We start from the raw sequence: 25,545 nt of genomic DNA, 5'->3' as shown, positions 1-25,545 counted from the left end.
AAAAGGTAATTGAGGTCACAAGAAGGACGGCCGTTCCTTAACCCGCTATCCACGGGTTAAGGATTAGCAGGGGGTATGTCGTGGATTCAAAGAACGCAACCGTCGCAATCGTTAAGGTTTCATCGGCAGATACTGCGGTTGAGCGGGCCATTAATTTGGCCGGAGGGCTGACGGGCCTTCAGCCCGAGATGAGCGTTCTTATTAAGCCAAACGTTAACTCGAACGATCCGTTTCCCGCGACATCGAATCCTGAGACAGTTGCGGCGCTTGTTCGTTACATTAAGCAGCGCTACAACCCGAGGCGCCTTATTGTGGGCGACGCCTCAAACTGGAACTACTTACCGACCATAGAGTCGATGACCACGGCCGGCCTCTATCAAGCAGCGCTGCGTGTGGGTGCAGAAGTAATCGGCTTCGAGCACGACGAGTGGATTAGGGTAAGCCCGGAGGATGCAACGCACTGGAACAGCTTCTCGGTACCGAAGACGCTTCTTGATGCGGATTTCGTGATTTCGCAGCCGGTTCTCTATCCACACGGCGCCCCGCAATGTCTTCTTTATGCGTCTCGCCGAGCTTGGCCTCGCCCGGCCTGCCGACTTCGTATTGCTCGATGGCACGCCGGCCATGGTAAGAGGCGGGCCCTTCCGCGGTGAAGCGGTTGAAACTAATCTTATGGTCGCTACTTCAAATATAACGGCGGCCGACGCTACCGGCCTCGCTATCTTAAAATACCTAGGAACCGAAAGCGTAATTCAAAATACCGACGTGTGGGACCAACCGGTTCTCCGGCGTGGCATCGAGATTGGGCTGGGGTGGGTTCCGGCTCGCAAATCGATCTTGTAAGCGCAGATGTACCGGATATCAATATAATCGCGGGGTTTTTAGAAACACCGGCAGAACAACTTAAAGCGGCGTAAACGGCATTCAACGTAGTGGTTATTTCTTGGTATCCCGCTGCATGGCTGTGCGGCGCAGGTCGTCCGGCATCTTTTCGATGGCGTAACGAAGAGCTGTTCGGGGCATGATCGCTTTCTTATCAATTATGTATTCGAATACTTGCTGCCGGTGCGCTTTACTTGCTTCTTTAAGCATCCAGCCGTAACCCTTTTGAACCAGGTCATCGTTGTCTTGAAGCAGCAAGTCCGCTATTTCGAAAACATCATCCAAGAACATACCGTTTCTGGCCGGCAGGATTAGAGTGACGGCGGAGGCGCGCCGCAGCCAACGGTTATCGGATTGCGTCCACGTTTTAAGGTTTTGAACGTACTTGGGATATTGCTCGACGAACGAGCCCACGGTGTGATTGCAAAATGTATCGCATTTCGCCCAATTGTTCACATACATGAGTATCCATCGTTCGAACGTCTCGAAGTCTGACGGTCGATAATTGCGGTGAAGCCTATCCGTCCAATCGAAAGCAATAAACGCTTCTTCGGTGTAGTCGGATTGCAGGAGCTCCTCGCAGAGGGCGAATATTTCATCTTCGCTTCTATCTTTGATATCCGCAAAAAAGCGTTTTGCAATTTTGCCGACGGTTGCCGACTTAACCCCATAAAAGGATACTTCTTCCTTGAAGAAGCGGTTGTAGCTGTTTTTAGTTGCCTCATCGACGTGAGCTGTAAGCTCATCGCGAACCGCTGAAATAACATCGTTTGGCATAGGTGTATTGTAGCGCAAACAGCGCGCTAAGATGATTAAATAAAGGTTAATACGGTATAGGACTGCAGATTATGGACGAGAGAATAAATGTATATTTAAAGGTAGACAAAGCGATCGCTTAACAAAAATACGTCAATTCGGGTAAATATGAAGATGGATAACCAAAAATGTAACACGGCAAAGCAAACGAAAAGCTTAATAGCAGTAAAGCGTTATGTAATTTAGCGGGCGTAGGATAGAAGGTTTGCGTTTAGTATTTCGTGGAAACAAATAAGCATACGCGAATCAATATAAGGCATAGGTGGGAAGTATTATGAGTGGCAGCTCAATACGGATAGGGAAGGTATTTGGAATAGAGCTACGAATAGATTACACATGGTTCCTTATTTTTGCGCTTATAACGTTTTTGCTGTCGTTCTCGATCTTCCCACAGCTAATACCAGGATTAAGCTTGGGTTCATATATCATTATCGGTGCGATTGCATCGGTCATATTCTTCTTATCAGTTCTTTTCCACGAGCTCATGCATTCGCTGGTCGCACAGCGAAACGGTATTGCCGTCCGGTCGATAACGCTCCTGCTCTTCGGCGGTGTTTCGCAAATAGAAAGCGCCCCGCAGACGCCGGGGGTGGAGTTCAAAATGGCACTTGCGGGGCCACTGAGCAGCATTGTGCTGGGCGCTGTTTTCGTGGGTTTGTATTACGCAACCCGCGGTGTCAGTACAATTGTTGCAGGAACGGCTTTTTGGCTTGGGTATATAAACATAATTCTCGGTATTTTCAATCTGCTGCCGGGATTTCCGCTGGACGGCGGTAGGGTTTTACGGGCGACGCTTTGGTACTTCACCAATAACCTGCGGCAATCTACAGCTATAGCCGCCGGGATAGGCCGGGGGATCGCATATACCATGATCTTCGTCGGCCTGGTGGGGCCGTTCTTCACCGGCAATTTCAGTTTGATATGGTTTATCCTGCTGGGTTGGTATTTGCTTCGCGCAGCACAGGTCGAATACCAGGAAGTGGTCTACCACGAAGCGCTCAAAGGCGTTACCGTTGGTTCGATCATGACGCCGAACCCGATAACCGTGGATCCGCACATCAGCATCGAAGAACTGGCAGGGCAGTACTTTTCTAAACATAATTGGGTAGCGTATCCGGTTGCCGAGCACGGTGCCGTTGAAGGTATTGTGACAACACGAGATATAGCAAATCTACCTCGAGATATGTGGAAAGTAACGCAGGTGAGTAATGTAATGCGCCCGATGTCACTCGATATCGTGACCAGCCCGGACACTGAAGTCTTCGACCTTATACCAGCCATAGCAACAAAAGCCGGGGGGCAGATGCTGGTAATGAAAGACAACCGGCTCGTCGGCATCATAACAGTGACCGATATCGACCGAGCTATCGTGCGAATACTTCACCTGCAAGGTGGAATTGAAAGGCCAGCAGCGTAAACCGAAAGCCAATGCTACATCATACCAAGCAATATTTAAGCCCGCGCTCTATCGTCTTCCTTCTTATTGTTAAAAAGCCAGCCTGGCAGCAGCGTACACAAAAAAAGATGCGGACATAATTGCCATGATTTGGTAATATTATTATAATCGTAGCGGACTGCGCTTTACGGGCAAGCGACTTCTCAGTTTTGATGAAGTTGTTTTCTTGCAACAATTATTCTAGCTCTTAGTATAGCTGTTTCATCAGTTCTATGGAAAAGGCGAACTACATTATGTGAGGACGGCATGGTGAGACGTGCATTAAATATCAGCCGAAAACTTATACTCGTATATTTAATTATTGCGATTCCGATTTTCGGGATTCTTGCGTATGACTATTATTCGAGGTACCAGGCCAGAGTAGATCGAGTCCTCGCAGAACGCACCGAAGTCGCGAAGCTTTGTGAGACAAGCTTTATGCTTTCGATGCATGAGCTGGGAAAGGCTATGAAATATATCGGGCAGAGCTCGGTAGAGAACTCGTATACAGCTCCGAAGATTGAAGCAGCCTACAGGAAACTGGTTAACGATTACCCGGTTGATTTCGTTGTAATTACCGACACCAAAGGCAACGTAACCGTATCGACCGATCAGCGTCTCGCAGGAAAGAATCTCTCGCAGAACGAAGCATTTAAGAGTGTTATCGCCAATTATAAAGAAAATGGAATTAGCCCGACCGAAGTAGTAAACGGTAACAACGGGTTTTATATATCGCAAGTAATCAAGGGCTCAGACGGTTCGGTTCGCGGTATTGCCGGCTCGTTTGTCGATGTAGGCAAGCTGGATTCCACATTATCGATTGATTTCGGATCGGGCGGAGTAAATATCGTTGATTCCGAAGGTTACCTTGTATTCCAGAATCAGTATCCAAACCTCGCGACGCAGAGATCGTATTGGGGCGGCTATCCGTTCGTAAAGAGCGCTCTCGCGGGCAAAAACGCGACAAGCATAAACTTTAAGTTCCCGGTTAATGGGGAAACCCGCTGGATTTCCGAGGTATCTATACGCGAGTACGGCTGGACAGCCGGTTCAGGTATACCTGTCGATGAGATGATCGCCCCGATCCGACAAAATATTGCCAGTGAAGCGGCGGCAACGCTCGCTACGCTTCTGGCGGCGCTGGCAATCGGGATACTTATTGTTCAGCGAATTACGAGATCGCTTAGGCGGCTTGTGCATAGCGCACGGGCTGTCGGCGAGGGCAATTTCGATGAGCCTATCAGGATAGAAACCGGTGACGAAATCGAGGATGTCGGACGGTCGCTCGATGATGCGCGCAAAAACCTAAAAGGCTATGTTGAGGGACTTGCGGGGATAACGGAAACCGGTAGTTTGTTGGCGAGCTCGCTCGAAATAGCGCGCATCAAAGAAACAGTGACGCGTTCAGCTAAACGGCTCTTCGGTGCCGAGGCCATCTGGATATTCGCGATGAACGAAGACAACGGGTTGCTCGAGCCTTTAATGTGGACCGGCTTAGGCGACCAGGAGTTTTCAAAGCTTACGATTCAACCGGGTCACGGCATAATTGGAACTGTATACCAAGCGGGGAAGCCTATGATTATACAGAACATACAGGCCGAACCCGTGGTAATTCAAAAAGAGCTATTCGCGCGATACGGTATCAATTCCGCAGTTGTTTTACCGCTTGCCATTGGTGAGAAGCCGTTTGGCGTTATGGGGCTCTATTCACCGGACGTAGCGACATGGAAGCGCGGAGGCCGCAAGACGGAGCTCTTCGAAACGTTTGCTTCACAAATATCGATCGCGCTTGAAAACGCACGGCTATTTGACGAACGACTCAAGGTAGAGGAGGCTTTATCTTCTGAGCGGGAACGCTTAGCCGTTACCCTTGCCAGTATCGGCGACGGCGTAATCGCAACAGATATAAACGGCACCGTCGTTCTCTTCAACCAAGTGGCGGAAAATCTCACCGGCTGGTTGCAAAAAGAAGCGGCCGGTATGCCCCTGCTCGATGTTTTTAACATCATCAATGAAGAAACGCGCCAGCAGGCCAAGAACCCGGTCGAGGAAACGCTGAAATCGGGTTTGATCGTCGGCCTTGCAAATCACACGGCCTTGATCGCGCGAGACGGTTCGGAGCTTAGCATTGCCGATAGCTGTGCGCCGATTCGTGCGTCAGACGGGAGAGTCCTAGGTGCAATTCTGGTCTTCCGCGATATTACCGCCGAGAAATTAGCGGAAGAAGCGCTTAGGCAGAGCGAAGAGAAATTTAGAGCGCTGTTTAATAACGCGACCGAGGGTATTGTCCTGCATACCGTTCTTTACGATTCGCAAGGAAATCCAGTAGATTACGTTATAGAAGATGCGAACCCGAGCTTCGAGTCAATGACCGGATTAAGAAAAGCAGACGCGGCCGGGCGAAGAGCATCGGTGTTTTATGGTACGGGTGAGGCGCCGTATCTCGATACATATTCCAAGGTTGTGGCGACGGGCGAGTCCGCGAGCTTTGAAACATACTTTGCACCGATGGAAAAGCATTTCAGTGTAGCGGTCTTTTCACCCGGCCCTGGGCAATTTGCTACGGTCTTTAACGATATAACGGAGCGAAAAGCTGCGGAGCGGGCGTTGAGCGATAGCGAGCGCCAGTTCCGCGGAATATTCGAAAACGCCGCGTCGGGTATCGCGCATATCGCTTTAGACGGCTCATTTATTATGAGTAACCAGCGATACGGAGATATCATTGGCTATTCGCAGGCCGAGCTTGCGCGCAAAACATTTCTTGAGATTACTTATTACGAAGATTTGGATACCGATATCGGCTATATTGAGGAACTGCTCAAGGGCGTGTTGGACTCCTATATGATAGATGAACGCTACGTGAGAAAAGACGGTTCCCTTGTCTGGGTTAATGTCACCGGTTCGATTGTTCGCGATGACAACGGTATGCCTCAATATTTCATCATGGTTGTTGATGACATATCAGAGCGCAAAGCGATAGAAAGACTGAACAACGAGCTGAGTGAACTCAACACAGCAATAAGCTCCACTTTGAGCGTTGATGATATCATGCAACATATCGTCGTAAAAGCAGCTGCGGCGATAGGCGTTGAGGCGAGCGCTATTGAGATAAGCGAGGGCGACAGCTGGCCGATAAGATATGCGTATAACCTGGAAGAAGGGCTATTGGGCCAGCAATTAACCGGTGATAAGGCACATATATCGTTGCAAGTTTCTGAGGCTAAAAAACCGATAGTGAGTTCCGATTCCCATAACGATTCGCGTTTCGAAAAAAACATAATGAAGAAAAACAAGATACGTTCATTTCTAGCTATTCCATTGATTGTAAAGGATATGGTTATTGGAAACCTCATCTTCTTCAATCGGCGGCAACCGGTTATATTTAGCGAAGCGCAAATCGATTTTGCCGGTAAGCTTGGCACATCGGTTTCGCTTGCGCTTGAGAACGCCCGGCTTTATGAAGCCGAACGCGATATTGCCGATACGCTTCAAGAAGCGATTTTGACCGTGCCGTCCAGCATTGACGGTATTGGGTACGGCTACTTGTACCGGTCCGCCACAGAAGCAGCGAAAGTCGGCGGCGATTTCTACGATATTTTTGAAATTGAAGAAGGTAGAGTCGGCGTAGTCGTCGGCGATATTTCCGGAAAGGGTTTGAAGGCTTCCGCTCTGACCTCGCTTGTTAAGAACACCCTCCGAGCGTATGCTTTTGAGGGATATTCTCCGGCTACGGTAATGGCAAAAACTAATAATACAATAAAAAGCGTAGTCGGCCAGTCACTGTTTGTAACCGTATTCTTTGGGATACTGGATTCGCATGAAGGAAAGTTATCCTACTGCAGCGCCGGGCATCCGCCCGCAATAGTAAAACGGAATGGCACCGGAATCGAGCTTCTCGAGGAGCATTCTCCGATTATCGGCGCCTTCGCGAATATGGAGTATGTTGAAGGTCGGGCGAAGCTGGAAAAAGGGGACTACTTATTACTTCACACGGATGGAATAATTGAAGCGCGCCGGAAAGACGGCGAGTTTTTCAACCAAGATAGATTGGTTTCATTTTTAAGAGATTTGAAGTCAAAGTCTGCAAGCGACCTGTCTCATGCAGTTTTCAGCCGTGTTATGGACTTTACGGACGGTAGGCTTACCGACGATGTAGCTATCCTAGCATTATGTCTTGATTGCGATGGTGGTAACAATGTTTGATGTTGCGATACGCAATGATAATGCGTCGAACTGCAATATTATTACACTTTCAGGTGATTGGGATCTTTACGAGAAAGAGAAGGTAGAAAGATTATTTGCGCAGGTAATGTCCGAATCTCCGGCAAGCGTAATAGTCGACTTAACCGGGATAAAGTTTTTAGATAGCTCGGCCGTATCAACCCTGATATTCTCCTTTATCGGTCTACAGAAAATCGGTGTGCCGATGGTATTAGTAGCCCGTGAAAACAACTATCTTTTAAGGAAATTCCGCCAACTCGGTATATTCGACGGTACCGGTCTCTTATTCTACGATTCCGTAGAAACGGCGCAAAAAGAGCTTTTCAACCTCCCCTAAATCTCTTATCCCTCTACATTCTAAATGTTCTGAGAAGTTTAGAGCGAGAACGTAAACTACGGCATGGGTGGTTTAAAAGCGGGCACAATTGTTTAAGGCGGATAGATGATATTAGCGTAGCTTATGTAGTGTAGCAACGATGTCGGGCCTACTTGGTAAGTACTTTAAAATTACTTGGTGGTATCACCGATACCATATGCTCTGGTGAATGCGGTTAAAAAACGCCATAGGACTAGCATCAGGCTAGTCTCCAGTTGCTATTTAGCATTTATATATTGTTGCGCGAGTCCGTATATGTTATTTTAATTGCGATGAAACTAAACCTTATCCCAAAGAACGAAATCTATTTCGAACTGTTTAACAAAGCATCAAATAACCTTGCTGATGCAGCTGTTCTATTGCTTGAAGGGCTTAAAACACCGGAAAAATTGAGTGAGAACAGCAAGGCCATCAATGATCTTGAGCATAAAGGCGATAATATAGTTGCAGAAATCAGCCAGAAGCTTGAGAGAACATTCGTAACTCCTTTTGATTCGGAAGATATCCATGAGCTCAGAAGCACGATTGATAATATTCTCGACTCGATCGATTCAATTGCAGAGCGGATAACCCTTTATAACGTCAAAGAAATTCAACCGAAGTCCCTGGAGCTGGCACAGGAGATCGTTAATTCCACATCGTTCCTCACCGGCTTAACAGGGTGCCTCAAGAAAATGCATTGCAATCATACACTGATAGAACAGATCAAGAACAGCGAAAGAACCGCTGATAAGATTTACAGAAAAGCCATTGCAGCCCTCTTTGCTAACGGTACGGACGTGCTTGAGGTCATCAAATGGAAAGACATTTATGAGGACCTTGAGGACACCGTTGATTATTGTCGTGAAGCCGCAATCCTTATCGAAGGAATCATCCTAAAACATGCCTAATCTCGAGATAGTCATTCTTATCATAGCTATTGCTTTGGTATTCGACTTTATTAACGGCTTCCATGATGCCGCCAACTCAATCGCGACAGTGGTGTCTACGCGCGTATTATCGCCACGGCTTGCCGTTGTGTGGGCTGCGTTCTTTAATTTTGTAGCGCTATTTCTCTTCGGGCTTCATGTCGCTACAACGGTTGGCAAGGGAATAGTATTGCCATCCGTAATCGACAATGCAATTATCGGCAGTGCGCTCATCGGCGCTATTGTCTGGGGAATATTTACCTGGTGGAAGGGAATACCGTCAAGCTCATCGCATGCGCTTATCGGTGGGCTGATCGGAGCCGCACTCATTAAGGCAGGGCCGAGCGCCCTCGAGTTTTCAGGCATAAACAAAACCGTTTTATTCATATTCCTCTCACCGTTAATCGGTTTTTTATTGGCAGTCATCCTCTCTAACCTCATCTTTACTATCTTAAAAAACGTGAATACGGAAAGGGCAAATTCGTTCTTTAGGAAGGCACAGCTCTTCTCAGCTGCGGCATACAGTTTAGGGCATGGCGGTAACGATGCTCAAAAAACGATAGGCATAATCACCGCATTACTGTTTTCAAGCGGTTACCTACATGGTGAATTTAGTATACCGGTATGGGTTATATTACTTTCTTACTCAGCAATGGCAATCGGAACGCTCTTTGGCGGTTTTAGGATTGTAAAGACAATGGGTTCACGGATTACCAAACTGAAGCCTGCAGGCGGTTTTATAGCTGAAACATCGGGCGCTATTACACTTTTCTTCGCGTCGTCGCTGGGCGTGCCGGTTTCGACGACTCACACAATAACCGGTTCAATCGTAGGCGTGGGTTCATCGAAAAGGTTTAAAGCCGTCAGGTGGCCGTTAGCATCTCGTATTGTCTGGGCTTGGATATTCACGATTCCCGCATCAGCATTAATCGCAGCGCTTATTATGGTAATTATCCGCGCGCTTTAGCAGTATCCCCTGCTATATACACGTCCCCACGCTTAAATCATCAGGCTGCTTCGATAATCGAAGACAAACGCTGCAAGCATAGCAAAGATGCTGATAGGTTAGACTTCTAAGTGGGCAAGCTCGCCCTCGCGCGCTTGGCGTGGGCCTAATTCGACAAGGTACATTGCGGTTAACACTAGGGCGCCGCCGGCAAGCGTCCTCAAACCCAGATGTTCACCGCCGATGAGTACGGCGAAAATCCCCGCAAAGACCGGCTCCATAGTCAGGACCACGGCGGTTCGGGTGGGGGACAGCACCGATTGCGCCCATGTTTGTATTACGAATGCGATTGCAGTCGCAAATACAGCGGTTATAATGACCGCCCACCATGCGGTTGAGTCCGGCGGCAGGGTGATCCCGCCTGGAAGTGCGGCGATGCCGCTAATAATGGTAACAACCGCAAGCTGGACGATGGCGAGCGCATACGAATCGGCGCCTGCCGACCACTCACCCAGACCTATGATATGAATTGCAAAAAAGAGCGCACAGGTGAGGGTAAGCAGCTCGCCCGTGCCGAGTGCGAATCCGCGAAGCGAAAGAAGCGCGAGGCCTACTGTGGCGAGGCCTACGGCCAGCCATGCCATCCCGCCAATGGGGCGGCGCAAGATAAGCCCTGCGATAAGCGGCGTGAAAACAACGAACATTCCCGTTATAAATCCCGACACGGCGGCAGAGGTATGCTGCAGGCCAAACGTCTGCCCTGCATACCCTGCGCCAAGAGTGATGCCGAGGAGTATGCCGTGGAAACGGCTTTTCGAATCTAAGAGCTTGAGTGCTCGCGGTCGCAACAGAATCATCACGGCAGTAGCCAATGCAAACCGGATAGCCAGAAAATCCATAACCGGCATTCTGGTAACCGCGTCCTTTACCATGACGAAGGTCATTCCCCAGATGGCCGTTACAAAGATCAGCGCTGCTATTGGCAAAATATCACGTCTGAATGCACTATTATCTTGAGAAACCATAATCACCCTGAACTTTAACGAATATTGTTATTGGTATGACGCGGTAGCACAGACGGCCGTTCGTTTTAGAAACGGCTTTTTGCGCTAAACAGCCTTAACTAAATGGCATAACTTAGTGATTATAGTATAAATTATACGATTATTGAATGACCGCAAGAGAGGGTTTATTATCTGGCTCGTCTAATTGATATGGTAAATAGAGCGAGATCATCCGAAAGGGTACCGCCGGTGAAGCGTATCACATCATCGTAAATTAGCTCAGCGATTTGTTGCGGCGGCGCGGGTTTAACGCTTTTCAGAAGGCTAACCAGGCGCTCCTCTCCGTAGAACGTATCGCCGCATCGTGCCTCGATTACACCGTCGGTGTAGAGGATCAATACGTCTCCTGCCCGGAGCGTATTAGAAGATTGCGTGTAGGCAAGGTTTGGAAACGCCCCGATAATAGGCGAAAGCGTTAGGAGTTCGTCCACGATACCGGAGCTTCTTTTGATTATAGCGGGAGGGTGTCCGCCGGAACAGTATATGAATTCTCCGGTAGCCGAATTCAGGGTCCCAAAGAAGACGGTAATAAATGATGACGCGGTAGTTATCCTTGCGACCACATTGTTAGTTCTTGACATAACTTCGTCCACAGGATGCTCTTCGATGCTGTATGCCCTGATACTGTCCCGGACAGTAGCGGTCAAAGCCGCCGCCTCAATACCTTTGCCGGACACATCGCCTAAAACTACGCCGACCTTATTATGTTCTAACTCAAACAGGTCGTAGAAATCACCGCCGACTTTGGCTTCCTCGGTCGCAGAGCGGTACAGGTGCCCGTACTCCAGGTGATCGAGCTTTTCAGGAATGGTCAGGAGTGCATCCTGAAGTGTGTCGGCAACGCGGCGCTCAGCGACATACAAACGCGAATTCTCGATAGCTTGCCCGATAATGTGGGTAATCGCATGAAACAAATCCAACTCATCTTGCGTAAAGTCACGTTTGCCTTCAAAAACGAGGGTGAGAATTCCAGCAACCTCGTCTCTGTAGTCGATCGGCGCGGATACATACCTGTCGTTTGCCATGCCTGCTTGCCCAAGGATGTTTACTCTCTCCGGTGTTAGCTCATCGTCTTTGTCCGTGATGATTCGTTGCTCACGAACGGCGCGTGTTGCAATCAGATTTGCCGCCCCGATAGGCACTTCGCGTATCAACTCAACTGTGGCTTCAGGGAAACCGAAGCTTGCCACTAATCGGATTACCTGATTCTCCTGGTCGACCACACGAATATCGCCGGCTTTAAGACGTAAATGCGTATTAATCGCTTTAAGAATTTCATTAGCCGCTATCGAAAGATCCGGGTTTGCTGTGGCGGCTACGGCGACATCCTGTAAAAGGCGCGTCCGAGCAAGTTCTTCTTGCATTCTTGTGTATAGCTGGGCATATTCTATAGCGATGGCGCAGCGGTCTGCGGCGATTTTAAGTAAATGTAGCTCGCGGTCATCCTCCGGTTGGATGGTCAGCCAATCAACATGGAGCACACCAACGAGATTATCATCTCGCATCATAGGCACGCCCAGCATCGTGTGGATATCGAGCGCTCTAATAATCGGACTTACGGCAAGGGGCCGGGCCTTAGCATCCCTAAGGTAGAGAGGCCGCTTCGTTGCCGCAATAGTGCCGGCAAATCCCTGACCGATAGGAATCGTAATTCGATTGCGAGCCTCTTCTTCTACGCCGACGCTTGCGTAGATGCGTAAAACGCCGTCTTCTTTTAAAAGGACGGTTGCTGCATCCGCACGCATAATATCCTTAAGGCGGTTCATAAGGCTATTGAGCAGATCGTCTAAATTGAGCCCGCTCATCGCCACATCTGTAAGCTGTATCCAGCCGTTAAGCGCATCGAGAAGCCGATCGCGCTCTTGCTCTGCTCTTTTGCGTTCCGAAATATCCTCGACCACTGATATAAAATAGTGGGGCTTTCCTTGTGGGTCTCTAACCAGGGAGACCGTTAGGTTAGCCCATATCAACGAGCCGTCTTTTCGAATGTAGCGTTTTTCAATTGTGAAAGTTGAAAGTTCTCCCGACAAAAGCCTGTCCATGTAGTCGACATCGACGTCTAAGTCCGCCGGGTATGTAACCTGCCGAAACGTAAGCTTGGCAAGCTCATCTTTTGAGTAGCCCAGAATATCGCAGAGTTTTTTATTAACTCGTATCCATCGATCATCGATACCGACTTGGGCAATTCCTACTGCCGCTTGCTCAAGTGTTGCGCGAAATCGCGTTTCGCTCTTGCGCAGCTCTTCAAAAATGCGCTGGCTTTCGGTAATATCACGGACCGCTACGACTGCCAGGATAGGCTCGCCCTCGACGTCAAAAACGAGGCTGCCGTTATAGCTTCCTAAAAACGTTTTGCCGGTATCCTTTCTACACACCTGCATTTTAAAATCGCTTACAGTTTCACCATGAAGGACGCGCGATATCGGGCGTTGTTTGGGTGGAAGCGGTGTACCGTCAGGCAGCTGCGATTCAAACAAACCCATGTAGGCCTCATAGCTCATTTGCGCCGTTTCGGCATTTGGCAAATCATATAGACGCAGAGCGGCCGGGTTCATAGTGAGAACATTTCCCTGAAGGTCGAAGATAGTAATGCCATCCGTTAAGCTATTTAAGATTGATTCCAGTTGCTTGCGCAGGGTCGTTTCAGAGTAGTGATAATTGTGGATGAGCTCGGATACATCGAAACCCTCGGCAAAAACGCCCCGGATATGCCCATTCGCATCGATGTCAGGCATAAACGCGGAAACATAGTAGGTTTTATGTGTTTGCCCCGGTGTAGTGAACGTAAGCATGTGCTGATCGGGTTTACCCGTTTCAAGAACGCGTTTTGCTGCCTCGTAGAGCTGCGGGTTTTCTCTGGCGACCGCCGCGAGGGGATACCCGAGGATGCGTTCCGCGGGATAGCCGAATGCGGCCGCTGCGGCCTTGTTAACCTGCCGAATAATAAGATGCTCATCAAAATAGCTTATCGGAATCGGCACATTTTCGAGTATTGAGGCATAAAAGCGCCGCTGTTCATCGATCTTGCGTGCATCCTCACGCAGCTTTGCTTGTTCCTGCTCTGCATGTTTTCTGTCCGTGATATCCTCACCGATGCTTGTCGTGCCGGCAATCTTGCCTTGGGAGTCTCGAAGAACAATGTTGCTGAAGAAGACGGTCCGCTGGTGTCCGTTTCTTGTAAGGATATCGTTCTCATTGTGGGGAAATATCGCACCTGCCGCGAGCGAATCAAAGAATCCTTGTCGCAACTTTTCACGCTGATCGGCAGGGATAAATACATCAAACCAGTCTCGACTGATAACTTCATCCCTTGTCCAGCCGGTTAGGGTTAACAAGAACTCATTTACATAGGTGATATTGCCCTGTGTATCCAACATTACGGCTACGAGAGATACCTCTTCGAGTATCTCACGAAACCGCCGTTCGCTTTCTTCGAGGGCTTCTTCAGCTTGCTTTCGCTCCGTAATGTCGGCGATATATACGGAGATGCCGTTCTCATAAGGATAAACTCGTACCTCTAACCAGCGACTGGGCGGCAGGAAGGGTGCTTCAAACGAGACCGGTCTCATCTCCGTCTTCGCTTTGCGGTACTCAATTTCAAAAATAGAACCCGCCAGCCATGGTACCGCTTCCCACATGTTTCTAAACAGCAACTCCTCTTTGGGCTTGCCGATAAGTTCCGCGGCTTTTGTGTTTACGTAGGTAAATCGCCAATCGTTATCCATGGCAAAGAAGGCATCATTGATGCTTTCAAGGATATCGAGAACTTGCTTTCGCGATTCTCTGATTTCAGTAGCCGCCTCGTGCTGCTCCTCGTAATAATGTGAATTCTCTACGGCCAACGCCACTTGGTTTGCTATAGCACTTAAGAGACGCATCTCGTCTTCGGTAAAAGTGCGCTTCACACCGGGCTCGTCGGCGACGATTATTCCAAGGAGCCTTCCCGCACGCATAATGGGCACGTTTAACAACCGCAATGCATTAACTTCGTCAAGAGCTTTGCGTGAGGCCGGCGGTAGAGACGGATCATCGTAATCAATAATCAGGACTTCTCCTGTTAGGAGGCGCGCGAAATCAGGATTGAAAGCAAGAAGGTCGACCGGGCGACCGACAAGCTCGCCCGGATATCCATGAACCGCGCTGATTACGATCTCTCCCGATCGTTCGGTTAGATCGATCGCGACGCGAGGAAAGCCGAACGATTCCGAAATTATATCCGCGAGCTGCTGTATCAGCTCCTTTAAATCAAGAGTGCCGCTTATAGTATCGTTTATCGATAATAATATTTTGACCTTATTATGATTTAATAATGTCATACCATCAGCATCCTATCGCTCAACATCCCGCTGCTTAAAGTTTCATTCATTGTTACTTATTTTCCCTAAACCGCGAAAAAATCGCGCACATTCGGCGAAAGCCCGTTAACTTAAAGTTTGCGGGATATTCTTCGGCTACCCGTATAAGCAACCGAAACACAAAGGCATCAATAACCGTAATCACGATGATTTACACGGTGACGCAGTTTACCTATAATTGTAGTAGCATTGCATGGTTGTCTCTTTGCACATCCTTGGCAGGGACACACCACTGCTTTAGAATCAACGGTATAGAGGTAAGTAACGAAATACCCGCTCGGAGATTGGCGCTAATGGAGAACGAACATAATCATATCGCGCAAGAAACGCAAGGGCATGCGCAAGTTGAAAAGCAATTATCGTTTCAGGCTAATGCGCTCGCACAGGTAAGCGATGCCGTAATCGGCACGGATAACGAAAACCGCATCGCATACTGGAACGCGGCCGCCGAGAAGTTGTACGGCCTTTCCGCCGCTGAAGCGATTGGCATACCGCTGCAAGATGCGTACCAATTCAGATGGCTCTCACCGGCAGACGAACAGGCAGCACTGAGTTCGTTTAGGACGGATGGTTTCTGGCATGGTGAAAATATCCATCAAAAGAGAAACGGCGAAGAGATATGTGTCGATATCTCGACTACCGCACTCAAAGATGAGCACGGCAAGAAAATTGGGATGCTTGCCGTCACAAGAGACGTTACTGTGCGAAAACAAGCTGAAACAGAGCTTCGAAAAGCCCACAGCGAGCTTGAAACACAGGTCGCACAGCAAACGAAAGACCTCCAGTTTGCCCTGGAAGACGTGCGTGAATCGCGCACGCAGGTGCTCGATGTCCTTGAGAGTATTAGCGATGGCTTCTTCGCGCTTGATTCACTGTGGCGCTTCACGTACATCAATACGAAGGCACAGCAGCTGCTCGGCATGCGCAAAGAAGAAGTACTCTTTAAGAAAATATGGGATAAACTCCCTAACGCCCAGATCTTGCGCCTCTATAAAGAGCTGATTAGTGCCAGCGAGCAAAAAACCGCCACCGTATTTGAAGAGCTTATCGTGCCGTTGGATAGGTGGTTCGAGTTTCATGTCTATCCGTACGAGAACGGGCTCACGGTATATTTCTCCGATATCACCGTGAAGAAGGAAGCGGAAAAGGAACGCGAACATCTGCTAGAGCAATTAGTGAAGGAGCAAGAGCAGGTAAAGGGCCTTGCGTCGGCGTTGAAAACAGAGCGGGATATCCTCGAGGCGGTTACTGAGAGTACAAGAGCGCAGACCATATACCTCGACCCGGAATTCAATTTCGTCCTGGTCAATTCAGCGTACGAGAAGGGCTCAGGCCACGCAAAAGAAGAACTTTTGGGGAAGAACCACTTTGATATATTTCCCAATGAAGACAACGAGACGATATTTAAACAAGTTCGCGATGCGGGTAAGGCGGTAGAGTATAAAGCCAAACCTTTCGAATACGCCGATCAGCCGTGGCGCGGCGTCACATATTGGGATTGGACGCTGACTCCCATCAAAGACAAAACGGGTATTGTAGTGGGGCTTGTTCTTTCGCTTGTGGATGTCACTGAGAGTATCCGATCAAAGCTGCTCAGTGATACCTTAAACAGCAGCATGAAAGATATCCACTCGTCGTTAAATGTCGCAGAGACAATGGACAAAGTCGTGTGTGACGCTACGCGGGCAATCGGGGTGGAGTCGGCTGCAATCCTTGAGCGAGAAAACGATTACTGGATAGTGCGCTATGCCTACGGTTTTGCAGACAATATTATAGATTTGAAGGTTACCGATGAGCAATCGCCACAGGCAGCCATTGTTGCTGAAACCAAAGAACCGTTAATAGTCGACGACGCATATAGCGATAAAAGGATGAATCAAGAGTTTATTCGGCAGTATAGCTTCCGATCGTTTTTAACTATACCCCTGTTTATAAGGAGAGACATCTTTGGCGTTCTCTACTTTAACTATCACTCCGCACCGGTTGCCTTTTCCGATGCGCAAGTAGATTTTGCCAAGAAGCTTGCATCGTCAATTTCTTTGGCCCTAGAAAACGCCCGCCTGTATGAAGAGGCAGTTGAAGCACGACAACAAGCCGAATGCTAGCACGAAATCACCATTTTACGATTCTGTTGTGATGGACGCTCGAAATATGACCTGGATCGCAGGCTTATTGTCATACATAATCGGCGCTGCTGCCACTTCGGCAGAAAAACTCGTCCCGTCAAGACGGATCATATTCTCTCCAATTAAGCCGACCGGCTTTCCTTGTAATAGTTGCTCAATGCGCGCCCTAATTAGTTCATGGTACTCTTCGTTAAAAAGGCTAAATATTGATCTACCAATAAGCTCATCAGGTGTTTTTGCACCTAGCAATTCCGTGGCTCTGGTATTGGCATAGACAACTCTATCGCCAATTTGCACAAAAAGACCATCGGGTGATTGCTCGACAAGCTCCCGATATCGTTGCTCACTCTTCTTGAGGGCATCTTCTGTCTGCTTGCGCTTAGTAATATCTCGAATAACACTTACCAGAATGTGTTCGCCGCTAATCTCGGCTTGCCGTGAGCTTACTTCGACGGGAAATGTGCGGCCATCTTTTCTACGGTGTGTCGTCTCGAATAGAATCCCCTCGGCTGCCGCTTTTTCAATCTGCTCAGTAACCAACCCCTGGGCTTCTACGCGCAAATCAAAAACCGACATCGAAAGCAATTCATCTTTACTGTACTGATATGCGCTGATTGCGGAATCGTTCGCTTCGATTATCCGTCCATCGCTTTTTCGAACGAAGAGCAAGATATCCCGGGCAGACTGGGCAAAGAGCTGGTATCGCCGCAACTGTTCCTCTACATGTTTTCGCTCAGTGACATCAGAAAAGTAAATCGAGAGGCCGTTCTCATATGGATAGACATGAAACTCAAACCACCGACCAAGCGGTGGGATAAATTCTTCAAATGATGCTGCGGTTTTCTGCGAGGCGGCGCCGGTAAACTCTTTGTAAAGGCGCAATACTTGCGCGTTAGGAAGCTTATCCCATATTCCCTTGAATAAGACATCTTCTTTTACAATGCCCAAAAGTTGCTGTGCCTTGCTGTTTATATAGGTAAAGCGCCAGAGTGAATCAAGCGCGAAGAAGCCGTCGCTGATACTCTCAAGGACATCTAAGACCTGCTTGCGCGATTCTCGAATATCTAATAGCGCATGCTCCTGCTCGGTGATATCGTGAAGAACCATAACGGCTCCGATGATAGCTTCGCCGGCATAGATGGGGAGGGCTGATTCTTCGAAGATAACTTCACTACCGTAGAGATTGTTCGTTTTTAGACGCTCGCTAAGAACATGCTCACCCTTGAGCGCTCGCGTCGAAGGAAGCTCTTCCACGGTGTAGGAGCGGCCGTCTATATGACGTGCGTTAAGTCGTTTAATAGACACAGCCCTGTCTATGACCGTAGGATCAAAGCCATAGATCTCACGTGCTGCCTCATTTACTTTTTGCACGCTGCCTCGTTCATCATAGATGACGACGGGATCGGCTACGGCATTAAGGACCGCATCGAGCTCTGCTAATTGTTCGGCTTTTTTTTCGGCATGGCTCGGTTGCCCATTGGGTATCCGCGATGATTTATGTGAATGCTCTTCCCGATTACTATCAACCTCTGCCAAATTACGCTCCTGATAATTAAGGCATTGCTTGTTTATATGATTGTATCCACAGTCTCTGTTTGTAATACAATATTGATTCCGCAATTCTAAACTTTGAAAACGAAGAGGTAACGTACCCCATTTATGGTGTCACCAGAAAGTAAAGTTTGCAATTCTAAGTTCCGGAGTTCAACAATTCGGAGATGGTCGCAAGCGTATAGCCGTGGCCTCTCAGGTATGCGATAACATCGGGAAGTGCCTCCGCGGTGTGCCATCCTCTACCGTTTGCGTGCATAATGATTATGGAGCCGCCGCGCGCTCCATTCTTCACTGCACGAATAATATTAACGCAGGCTACGTTCCGGTCGGGATCACCTGTCACAACATCCCACTGAATTGCCTTTAAGCCAAGCCCACCGACCATCTTCAAGTTCACAGGTGTATACGAACCGGCGGGAAACCTGAAGTATTTCGGTGTTTTGCCGGTAAGCCTTGTTAAACTCGCTTGCGCTTTCAGAACCTGCTCCTTCGCTTCTTCCGGCGAGATTTTCGTGAAGACACGGTGTGAATACGAATGGTTTCCTATTTCAAAAAGCGGGTTGCCGCTTAAAATCCGTGCGGGCCCCGGATGTGTCTCGGCCCATTTGCCGCCCATAAAAAACGTCGCTTTTACACTATCGGCGGTAAGAATGCGAACGATCTGCGTATCGAATCCAGCGTGGTCACGCTGGGCTTCACAGAGATCGAACGTCAACGCGACGAGTTTTGAGGTCCTTGACCCGTGCTTAACAAGTTCCGGCACAACCGGCGGCAGCCGGACTAAACCACCGCTATCAGAGTTACTATTATTTGCCTGGCCGGTCGAGTCAGCGCCCTGAGGTATGTCTACAGCTACACGCGTTGGCACGTTATCACCACGGGGCTCGGCCTGCCTGTTTTTTAGATAGTTCGATTTTCGGAGATGCTTATGACCCTGCCCATAATATGCAACCATCCCGAAAAGCGTTCCGGAAACCAGTGCTATACACATCGTAAATATTATGACCCGTTTATTCATGGAAGCTCTCTTTCAGATGAAAAGTTTACCCGTTCCGGTCATTCATAAGTTCCGTGATTTATACTATAATCACTTAGTTATCCTTTTAACAGGGTATATAACGAAGAGAAAGGAGAGTGTGAACCCGACGAACTTGCTGCCCACGCAACAACGGGTCTTGCTTTAACGGCCGGGCCAATAATGCCTCCAGGACAAGACTTAAAACTCCTCCGAAACCTATAATACTATCGGCATACCCCTCAACCAATAACGGGTATATAGATACATAGGCCCCCCATCGTTTAAAATGCGTGCGGATACCCATGTATCAAATTGACATATAGACCGCTTCGTATTTCGTTAACCCGCCATGTTATTAATCCTTGCGAGAAGAAATTAGCCGTATCCTAAGTAATTGAAACTTCCCAGAGCTGGCGGTCATAGAACTGAGCTGACATATGATACTATGGTGTTGATGCTGCCAACCGATAGCTACTAGGATGTGGACGTCCCTATGGATGATTTGTACCAACGCCAATACTACTCAATGAGAGTCGGAACAAATCCCAAAGCAAACCTAGATTTAGACATGTTAAGGGAGCTCTTTTTCAGTGTCTACTCTATGTTTGAGGTTAATGCGTATTTCCAAGAGGCATTCGGATATGCTTGTGTAGATACGCCTGGGGGTTGGTTGCCTGGCTCTACGGGGTCAAACCCTGAAGCTTACGTCTTTAGAAAATTGCGAAAATCGCATCTGTGGCCCATTGCCGATAAGTACAAAGAGTATTCCGAGGAAGATATCTTTGACACGATCGAGCTGCTTTACGATCTAATCTCGAAACCTGTTGATGGTTATTATCACGATTATTGTAATTGTGGCTGGCACTATAACCTTTTCGATAAAGTGCCTGCACAGGCAGAATTACGCTATGAAGTAAACGATTTCTTGCGTGACTACAAAGAAGGCTATGAGATTTCAGCTAATGGTGAAATCCAGATCAAGGGTAATTCAGGTCTCAATTACTTGCTAGACGCAGATATCCCAAACTATGACGCTAAAAATGTCGATAAGCGGATTCATCTAGCGATAGCGAAATATCGAAGGCGGCAGTCATCTGCCCAAGAGAGAAGGGACGCAGTCAGAGACCTTGCAGATATCTTTGAGTTCTTAAGACCGCGATTGAAAGAAGTTTTAAGAACAGAAGATGAAAACGCTCTTTTCAATATCGCCAATAATTTCGGCATTAGGCATCATAATAGCAAGCAAAAGAGCGATTATAATCCGGTTTGGCTAAGTTGGATATTTTACATATACCTAGCGACTATTCATATGGCTATACGTTTACTATCAGAATGTCCTGCATGAGGTTGGACTTTATGTATAACACGCCAACTGGCAAGCCTAAAGACGAACCTCTTTTAATCCGCAATAGAACATTTGTTTGGGTATTATTAGCTGCATTAACCAGGCATTACGACAGATTTTCATAACAAACTGGGTAATTGTAGTTGATCGCTTGGCGAGCAATGGTATAATAAATACAAAATAATTCTATATGTTGCAAAAACCATTAAGCAACCCAAAACAATTAAATACCGCCGTATATGTCAACGATGAGATCGCTACAGCCTCTATAGGGATAGCTAACACCCCGGTATTAGCAAACTCTCACAACTTGATCACCCAATACAATGCCGAAACATTAAAAGCGCTACATAAATACCTTATTACCGCTTTCGAGTTATAAAGCGTCGAAATAGATTATTGGTAATAGCTTTATCTGCAGTTCTTGACCTAATAAGGAGCGTGGTTTTTACGGCACTTCGTGTTTTAAGAAAAGAACGAGCACTACTTTTGAAAAGCAAGATTATCGAAGATTACCCCGAAATTTACGAGTTTCTAGAGCTAAATGAGAGAGTTACTGAGGAATTGGTTAAAGAACAACCATTTCCGGTACAGAACTTCTTCGATAACGTTTACCCTGACGTGCGTAACAGGGCGAAAGACGAATGGTATGCAACACGCGTGCGGGTTGCAGCTGAGGGTGAGATTGTTAAATGTAGTTTATGCAATAGGACTATCGAAAATATCTGTTACATCTCCAATGATCTCACAAACGAGCATCTCATTGTTGGTTCAAGATGCGTTCAGCACTTTAGGATTAATACGGATAAGATAGGTGCTGATCTTGAGCGAATCTTATCTGGTCAGATGCACGTAAGGCGTCTTAATCGCCTTAATACGCGAATCCCTGGGATAAGAAAAACTGTTGAGGGTTGGAAAACACACCAAGAGCAGTATCCAATCCTTGTAGAGTTTGAGTTAGCTAAGCAATTCGACCAAGTAACTAACCGTGCTGAGCAGCTGTTACAGGATTATTTCAAGAAAAGAAGCCTAAGAAGCAAGGATGATGAGGCAATTATCGCAGAGTTGCAAACCTTGGAGAAGCAACAAAGTGCCTTGATCGCTCAAATGAACTTATACGTTGAAGAGCGCAAGGGTAAGAAACATGCTCCAACGATGAAAATTGCGAGGCATTTAAAGAGCCGAGGGTTACATGGTATTGTCGAACAGCTTCAAAAGGATGAAGCAATAACATGGCCAACTGCAAGGTACATTGATGAGCCAGATTTCATGCAATATGTAGCGTCTGCGTTAAGTAAACCCCTTGAGGTAAAAGGGCTATCTATTAAGGCGGATATTGCGAATAATCGGCATAAAGGATACATGTTAGAACACGTTGATACCAAGAGTGTACAATTATTCAGCAGCCATAGCGATTTAGTTCTCAGTCTTGGCGGCTTGATTTTCGACGAGCCCCTAATCGACCCGATGTCGCTCAGCAACATTATCTCAATAAGTAACATTAGCAAGCTAAGCGATGCCCATAGGCGGAGATCGGCAGAGACAGTCGTGAGAAACCTTGCAACTAAGACACGGACTTCCGATGTCTGGGTGCAAGATTATGACTACAGCCTTAATGAAGTTGTACTATATGATGGCAAGGCCAAGAAATACGTTAAAGGCAACCTATTGGCATTTATAGATACATTCAAAGGGTTAGTTTTTGGCGTAAAGGGCAAGACAGTATCTGATATGGCTAGATATGCGAGCAGCTTGCCAGGCTCTCGCTACACTAGAAAAGAGCTCAATGAGCTTGAGCAAACGCTTAAAGACTTCAATAAAAGGCCTGGCGAAACGAGATATGATGACGAGGAAACCGCTTCCTAAAATTCTTGAAGCGATAAATTAATCACACTCGTTTAACCACAAAGCATTCAGCGTCTACTGGTTGCAAATACAGCCATTTAGACGCTGAATGCTTGAGGAGGTATCTTGCAATCAGACGCGAGATGTTTAAATCATGACTGCTGGAGCTGCTTCCATTTCTTAAACTTTTCACTATAATAACCAGAGCACTCTTCACAAGAATAAACCTTCCTACCGTTAGCCCCAATGCGAGGACCATCCATGTGCTTGCCACATTGAATACATTGTCCGTTCTCTTTTCTCTCTGCCCGCAACATTTGCCGATGGTGTTTATTCTTATGCTGCTCTGAGCAATAGAGCTGTCCGGGCTTCTTGGGGATAAACTCTTCATTGCAACACAAGCAAACCGTTTTGTTCTCTCCCTTACCAGCTCGAAAGCTCTGATCACTAACAGATATTGCAATCGTGTGCTTATCTTTGAAGAACCCTGCAAACTCTTTTATAACCTTTGTAATGTTCGGGTTAAGATCGTTAAGAAGCGGGATGATCTCTTTTGAAATGTCTTGGCTTATGCGGCATACGCCTTCGCGGGTTTCAAAGAAATCCTTTGGCTCAAAGGTTTGCTGCATGAACCAATCTAAGAGCAGCACATCGACTTTCGGGCGGATGGGCTCCATGAGGTCAAAGACAAGTGAGGTTCTATTAGATCGGTCCGCATGCATAACTCCAAAATCGACATCTAAGCCCTTCGCTATTGCAGCATGTTTGATCATTACCTCAAGCACACTATAAAGATAGTTAAGCGCAGCGTTAAACGGGTCTATTGCTTTGCGAGGTGAATGCGTCTTTGGTGAATGACGTTTGTTAAGACTTAGCCAATTTTGCGGGATTTTCTTTGTTTGTACGCACATTAGTGGAATGCCTGAGAAACACTCCCAATAATAAGCAGCGGTTATCGCTTCTTGGGCTCGCTGATTATTAACATCATCAGCGGTCTTAAGCTCTCTTACTTTCTCCGCAATGAAGGCAACCGCAGCCTGAATTGTCGTTACCCTTGCAGTGTCTAGCCATGTGGTTTTCTGGTATCGCTGTGAAATATGTTTGAGCGTTTCTGCTTGCGCTTTAAACTTTTCCTGCAGCAGCCACGTTGCAATCTTTAGGTTCAGCTCTTGCGTTGCTAATGCCTGTCTTCTCTTTGTTACGCCCGAGGTATGCTCTTTGGGAATAAAGTCTGTTAGAAGCTCGCCGTTATAATCAACAAAGGTAACCGCGATATCTTGATCGGCAATCCATTTGAGAGCATCAAAGGTGATGCTGCCGCTTTGCCCTAAGATCACGATATGCTCAATATCGTTAAGGCCGCGATTGATGAAGGTATCTCGAATCTCTTGTTTGTGGGGGAATCCATCTCTAATTTTAAGCCCACCGTATTGCACCCGTATATCTAAACCGTGGCCGGTTAAGACCAGTGCTCGTTTATCCATAAAGACCGCCTTTTACCAGGAGTTATATACTTATAATTATACCCTAAACGAGCGGTAGTTATAAGCTAATTCTGCTGGTAAGCGGGGTTATTGTGCAATTCTTTTAGCGCGGCTATACCGTGCTCCTTTATATACTCATCTATCTGAATATAGTTATCCAATCCTTGTTCTACGCCTTGCCGAAAAGCAATAAGGTTGTGCTTAAAATGGCTCTTCCGCATAGATGTTACCATGAGGGTAAGGCCAGCCTGTTGAAATAGCGAGTTTTGCGAGCGCCTCAAATACGTGGCGGCAATTCTAAAACCGAACGCGTTTCTGTCACATAGTTTGGCAACAATGCCCAAGATGAAACACAATGTATCGGTAAAGAATAGGAGGTCGTCTCTTGCTTGCTCAATGTCGGCTTCACTGGCGTGTCGCAAGGCACGTTTCATGGCGGGATAGCTCATGATATCGGAAAATCCTTGAAATTGCTCCTCAGGTGGCCCTTTAAGCCAGGGGCCGACATCGCCAACGGTATCAGTCCGCGCTCTATCAAGCCGCATTATTCGCTCGACAATATAGGCCGGGCTGGGTTCTCCTTCGACGATTTCCGTATAAGTTAAGATATCGCTTTTCTGTAAAACCGCTTCAAGCAGAATTGATGTAACCTTGCCTATACCGTACAACCCAATTCGCTTTATGCTAACGCCAGGAAACTTAAGGATAAGTTTGGGATTCTTCGCCGCTTCTTTCGCAAGTGCAATGATAGAGCTTAGAGGATCGCGCTTGTAGATGCGTAGCTCTTGAATTGCACCAATGACTTCGGTCTCGATGGTCTCGATAATGACTTCATAGCTAATTGGATAACCCTCGCGCCAGAGTTGCCAGCGCAAAAACTCTAGATTCTTCTTAAAGCGTTTATCCTCTTGAAGCTCGCAGATTCGACGGATTCGTTCGACCGTTTCAGGGGGGTAGCGGGTCTCGGTTCCTTTGCCTCTACCAAGGGATACCTGCTTAATTTCAGGCAAAACCTTGCGCTCCCGCCATTTCTTAAGCTGAACAGATGTAACTTCTAAATTGTTTTCTTCGAGTTTTTGAAACAGCTCTTCGCTGGTCAACCATTCTGAATACATACACCCTATTTTACAGCGGTACCTGAAAACGTCCATGTTTTTTCAAACCCCCTGG

The 25,545-nt window shown here is 47.4% G+C and carries 17 protein-coding genes; 10 read left to right on the top strand and 7 right to left on the bottom strand.

What is annotated here, in order from left to right; genetic code table 11:
• The first annotated feature begins 80 nt into the window (after nucleotides 1–80).
• Both VGK02_09890 and VGK02_09885 read left to right on the top strand, forming a co-directional pair.
• Complete coding sequence (locus VGK02_09890; protein HEY3375361.1) at nucleotides 81–653, top strand: DUF362 domain-containing protein; 573 nt, start codon at nucleotides 81–83, stop codon at nucleotides 651–653.
• Between the two features lie 19 nt (nucleotides 654–672).
• On the top strand, nucleotides 673–843 hold the full coding sequence (locus tag VGK02_09885) for a hypothetical protein (GenBank protein HEY3375360.1): 171 nt from the start codon (nucleotides 673–675) through the stop codon (nucleotides 841–843).
• A 93-nt stretch (nucleotides 844–936) separates the two neighbouring features.
• Here VGK02_09885 and VGK02_09880 read toward each other — a convergent pair whose 3' ends face one another.
• Nucleotides 937–1,659 (bottom strand): DNA alkylation repair protein, encoded by a 723-nt coding sequence (locus tag VGK02_09880; protein HEY3375359.1) that lies wholly within the window; start codon nucleotides 1,657–1,659, stop codon nucleotides 937–939.
• Between the two features lie 313 nt (nucleotides 1,660–1,972).
• On the opposite strand from VGK02_09880, the gene VGK02_09875 reads away from it, so the two are divergent.
• The 5 genes from VGK02_09875 to VGK02_09855 all read left to right on the top strand — a co-directional run bounded on the left by VGK02_09875 (nucleotide 1,973) and on the right by VGK02_09855 (nucleotide 9,605).
• The gene (locus VGK02_09875; GenBank protein ID HEY3375358.1) at nucleotides 1,973–3,115 is read left to right on the top strand and encodes a site-2 protease family protein; all 1,143 of its coding nucleotides are present in this window, start codon (nucleotides 1,973–1,975) and stop codon (nucleotides 3,113–3,115) included.
• A 285-nt stretch (nucleotides 3,116–3,400) separates the two neighbouring features.
• The gene (locus tag VGK02_09870) at nucleotides 3,401–7,336 is read left to right on the top strand and encodes a PAS domain S-box protein (GenBank protein HEY3375357.1); all 3,936 of its coding nucleotides are present in this window, start codon (nucleotides 3,401–3,403) and stop codon (nucleotides 7,334–7,336) included.
• Nucleotides 7,329–7,691 (top strand): STAS domain-containing protein, encoded by a 363-nt coding sequence (locus tag VGK02_09865; protein HEY3375356.1) that lies wholly within the window; start codon nucleotides 7,329–7,331, stop codon nucleotides 7,689–7,691. The genes VGK02_09870 and VGK02_09865 overlap by 8 nt, the downstream gene beginning before the upstream one ends.
• 311 nt (nucleotides 7,692–8,002) lie before the next feature.
• The gene (locus tag VGK02_09860; GenBank protein HEY3375355.1) at nucleotides 8,003–8,620 is read left to right on the top strand and encodes a DUF47 family protein; all 618 of its coding nucleotides are present in this window, start codon (nucleotides 8,003–8,005) and stop codon (nucleotides 8,618–8,620) included.
• A complete protein-coding gene (locus VGK02_09855; GenBank protein HEY3375354.1) occupies nucleotides 8,613–9,605 on the top strand; it encodes an inorganic phosphate transporter in 993 nt (330 codons plus the stop codon). Before VGK02_09860 ends, VGK02_09855 begins: the two co-directional genes overlap by 8 nt.
• A 98-nt stretch (nucleotides 9,606–9,703) precedes the next feature.
• Here the strand turns inward: VGK02_09855 and VGK02_09850 are convergent, their stop codons facing one another.
• Together VGK02_09850 and VGK02_09845 are read right to left on the bottom strand one after the other, a co-directional pair.
• Nucleotides 9,704–10,609: a DMT family transporter gene (locus tag VGK02_09850; protein ID HEY3375353.1), complete on the bottom strand. Its 906-nt coding sequence runs from the start codon at nucleotides 10,607–10,609 to the stop codon at nucleotides 9,704–9,706.
• Nucleotides 10,610–10,776: 167 nt separating this feature from the next.
• Complete coding sequence (locus VGK02_09845; protein ID HEY3375352.1) at nucleotides 10,777–14,964, bottom strand: PAS domain S-box protein; 4,188 nt, start codon at nucleotides 14,962–14,964, stop codon at nucleotides 10,777–10,779.
• Between the two features lie 332 nt (nucleotides 14,965–15,296).
• Between VGK02_09845 and VGK02_09840 the strand changes: the two genes are divergently transcribed.
• A complete protein-coding gene (locus tag VGK02_09840) occupies nucleotides 15,297–17,108 on the top strand; it encodes a PAS domain S-box protein (protein HEY3375351.1) in 1,812 nt (603 codons plus the stop codon).
• Between the two features lie 15 nt (nucleotides 17,109–17,123).
• Here the strand turns inward: VGK02_09840 and VGK02_09835 are convergent, their stop codons facing one another.
• A complete protein-coding gene (locus tag VGK02_09835) occupies nucleotides 17,124–18,665 on the bottom strand; it encodes a PAS domain S-box protein (GenBank protein ID HEY3375350.1) in 1,542 nt (513 codons plus the stop codon).
• Between the two features lie 154 nt (nucleotides 18,666–18,819).
• Entirely contained in the window at nucleotides 18,820–19,701 is an 882-nt protein-coding gene (locus VGK02_09830; protein ID HEY3375349.1) for a polysaccharide deacetylase family protein, read from the bottom strand.
• Nucleotides 19,702–20,194: 493 nt separating this feature from the next.
• On the opposite strand from VGK02_09830, the gene VGK02_09825 reads away from it, so the two are divergent.
• Together VGK02_09825 and VGK02_09820 are read left to right on the top strand one after the other, a co-directional pair.
• A complete protein-coding gene (locus tag VGK02_09825) occupies nucleotides 20,195–21,046 on the top strand; it encodes a hypothetical protein (GenBank protein ID HEY3375348.1) in 852 nt (283 codons plus the stop codon).
• Between the two features lie 399 nt (nucleotides 21,047–21,445).
• The gene (locus VGK02_09820) at nucleotides 21,446–22,912 is read left to right on the top strand and encodes a hypothetical protein (protein HEY3375347.1); all 1,467 of its coding nucleotides are present in this window, start codon (nucleotides 21,446–21,448) and stop codon (nucleotides 22,910–22,912) included.
• Between the two features lie 131 nt (nucleotides 22,913–23,043).
• Here VGK02_09820 and cas1 read toward each other — a convergent pair whose 3' ends face one another.
• Nucleotides 23,044–24,375: a CRISPR-associated endonuclease Cas1 gene (gene cas1 / locus VGK02_09815; GenBank protein ID HEY3375346.1), complete on the bottom strand. Its 1,332-nt coding sequence runs from the start codon at nucleotides 24,373–24,375 to the stop codon at nucleotides 23,044–23,046.
• A 65-nt stretch (nucleotides 24,376–24,440) separates the two neighbouring features.
• On the bottom strand, nucleotides 24,441–25,526 hold the full coding sequence (locus VGK02_09810) for a hypothetical protein (protein ID HEY3375345.1): 1,086 nt from the start codon (nucleotides 25,524–25,526) through the stop codon (nucleotides 24,441–24,443).
• Nucleotides 25,527–25,545 lie beyond the last annotated feature (19 nt).

The organism is Candidatus Aquicultor sp. (assembly GCA_036504445.1).
Taxonomy (GTDB): Bacteria; Actinomycetota; Aquicultoria; order Aquicultorales; family Aquicultoraceae; genus DASXVE01.
This window is presented reverse-complemented; position numbering and strand designations above follow the sequence as displayed.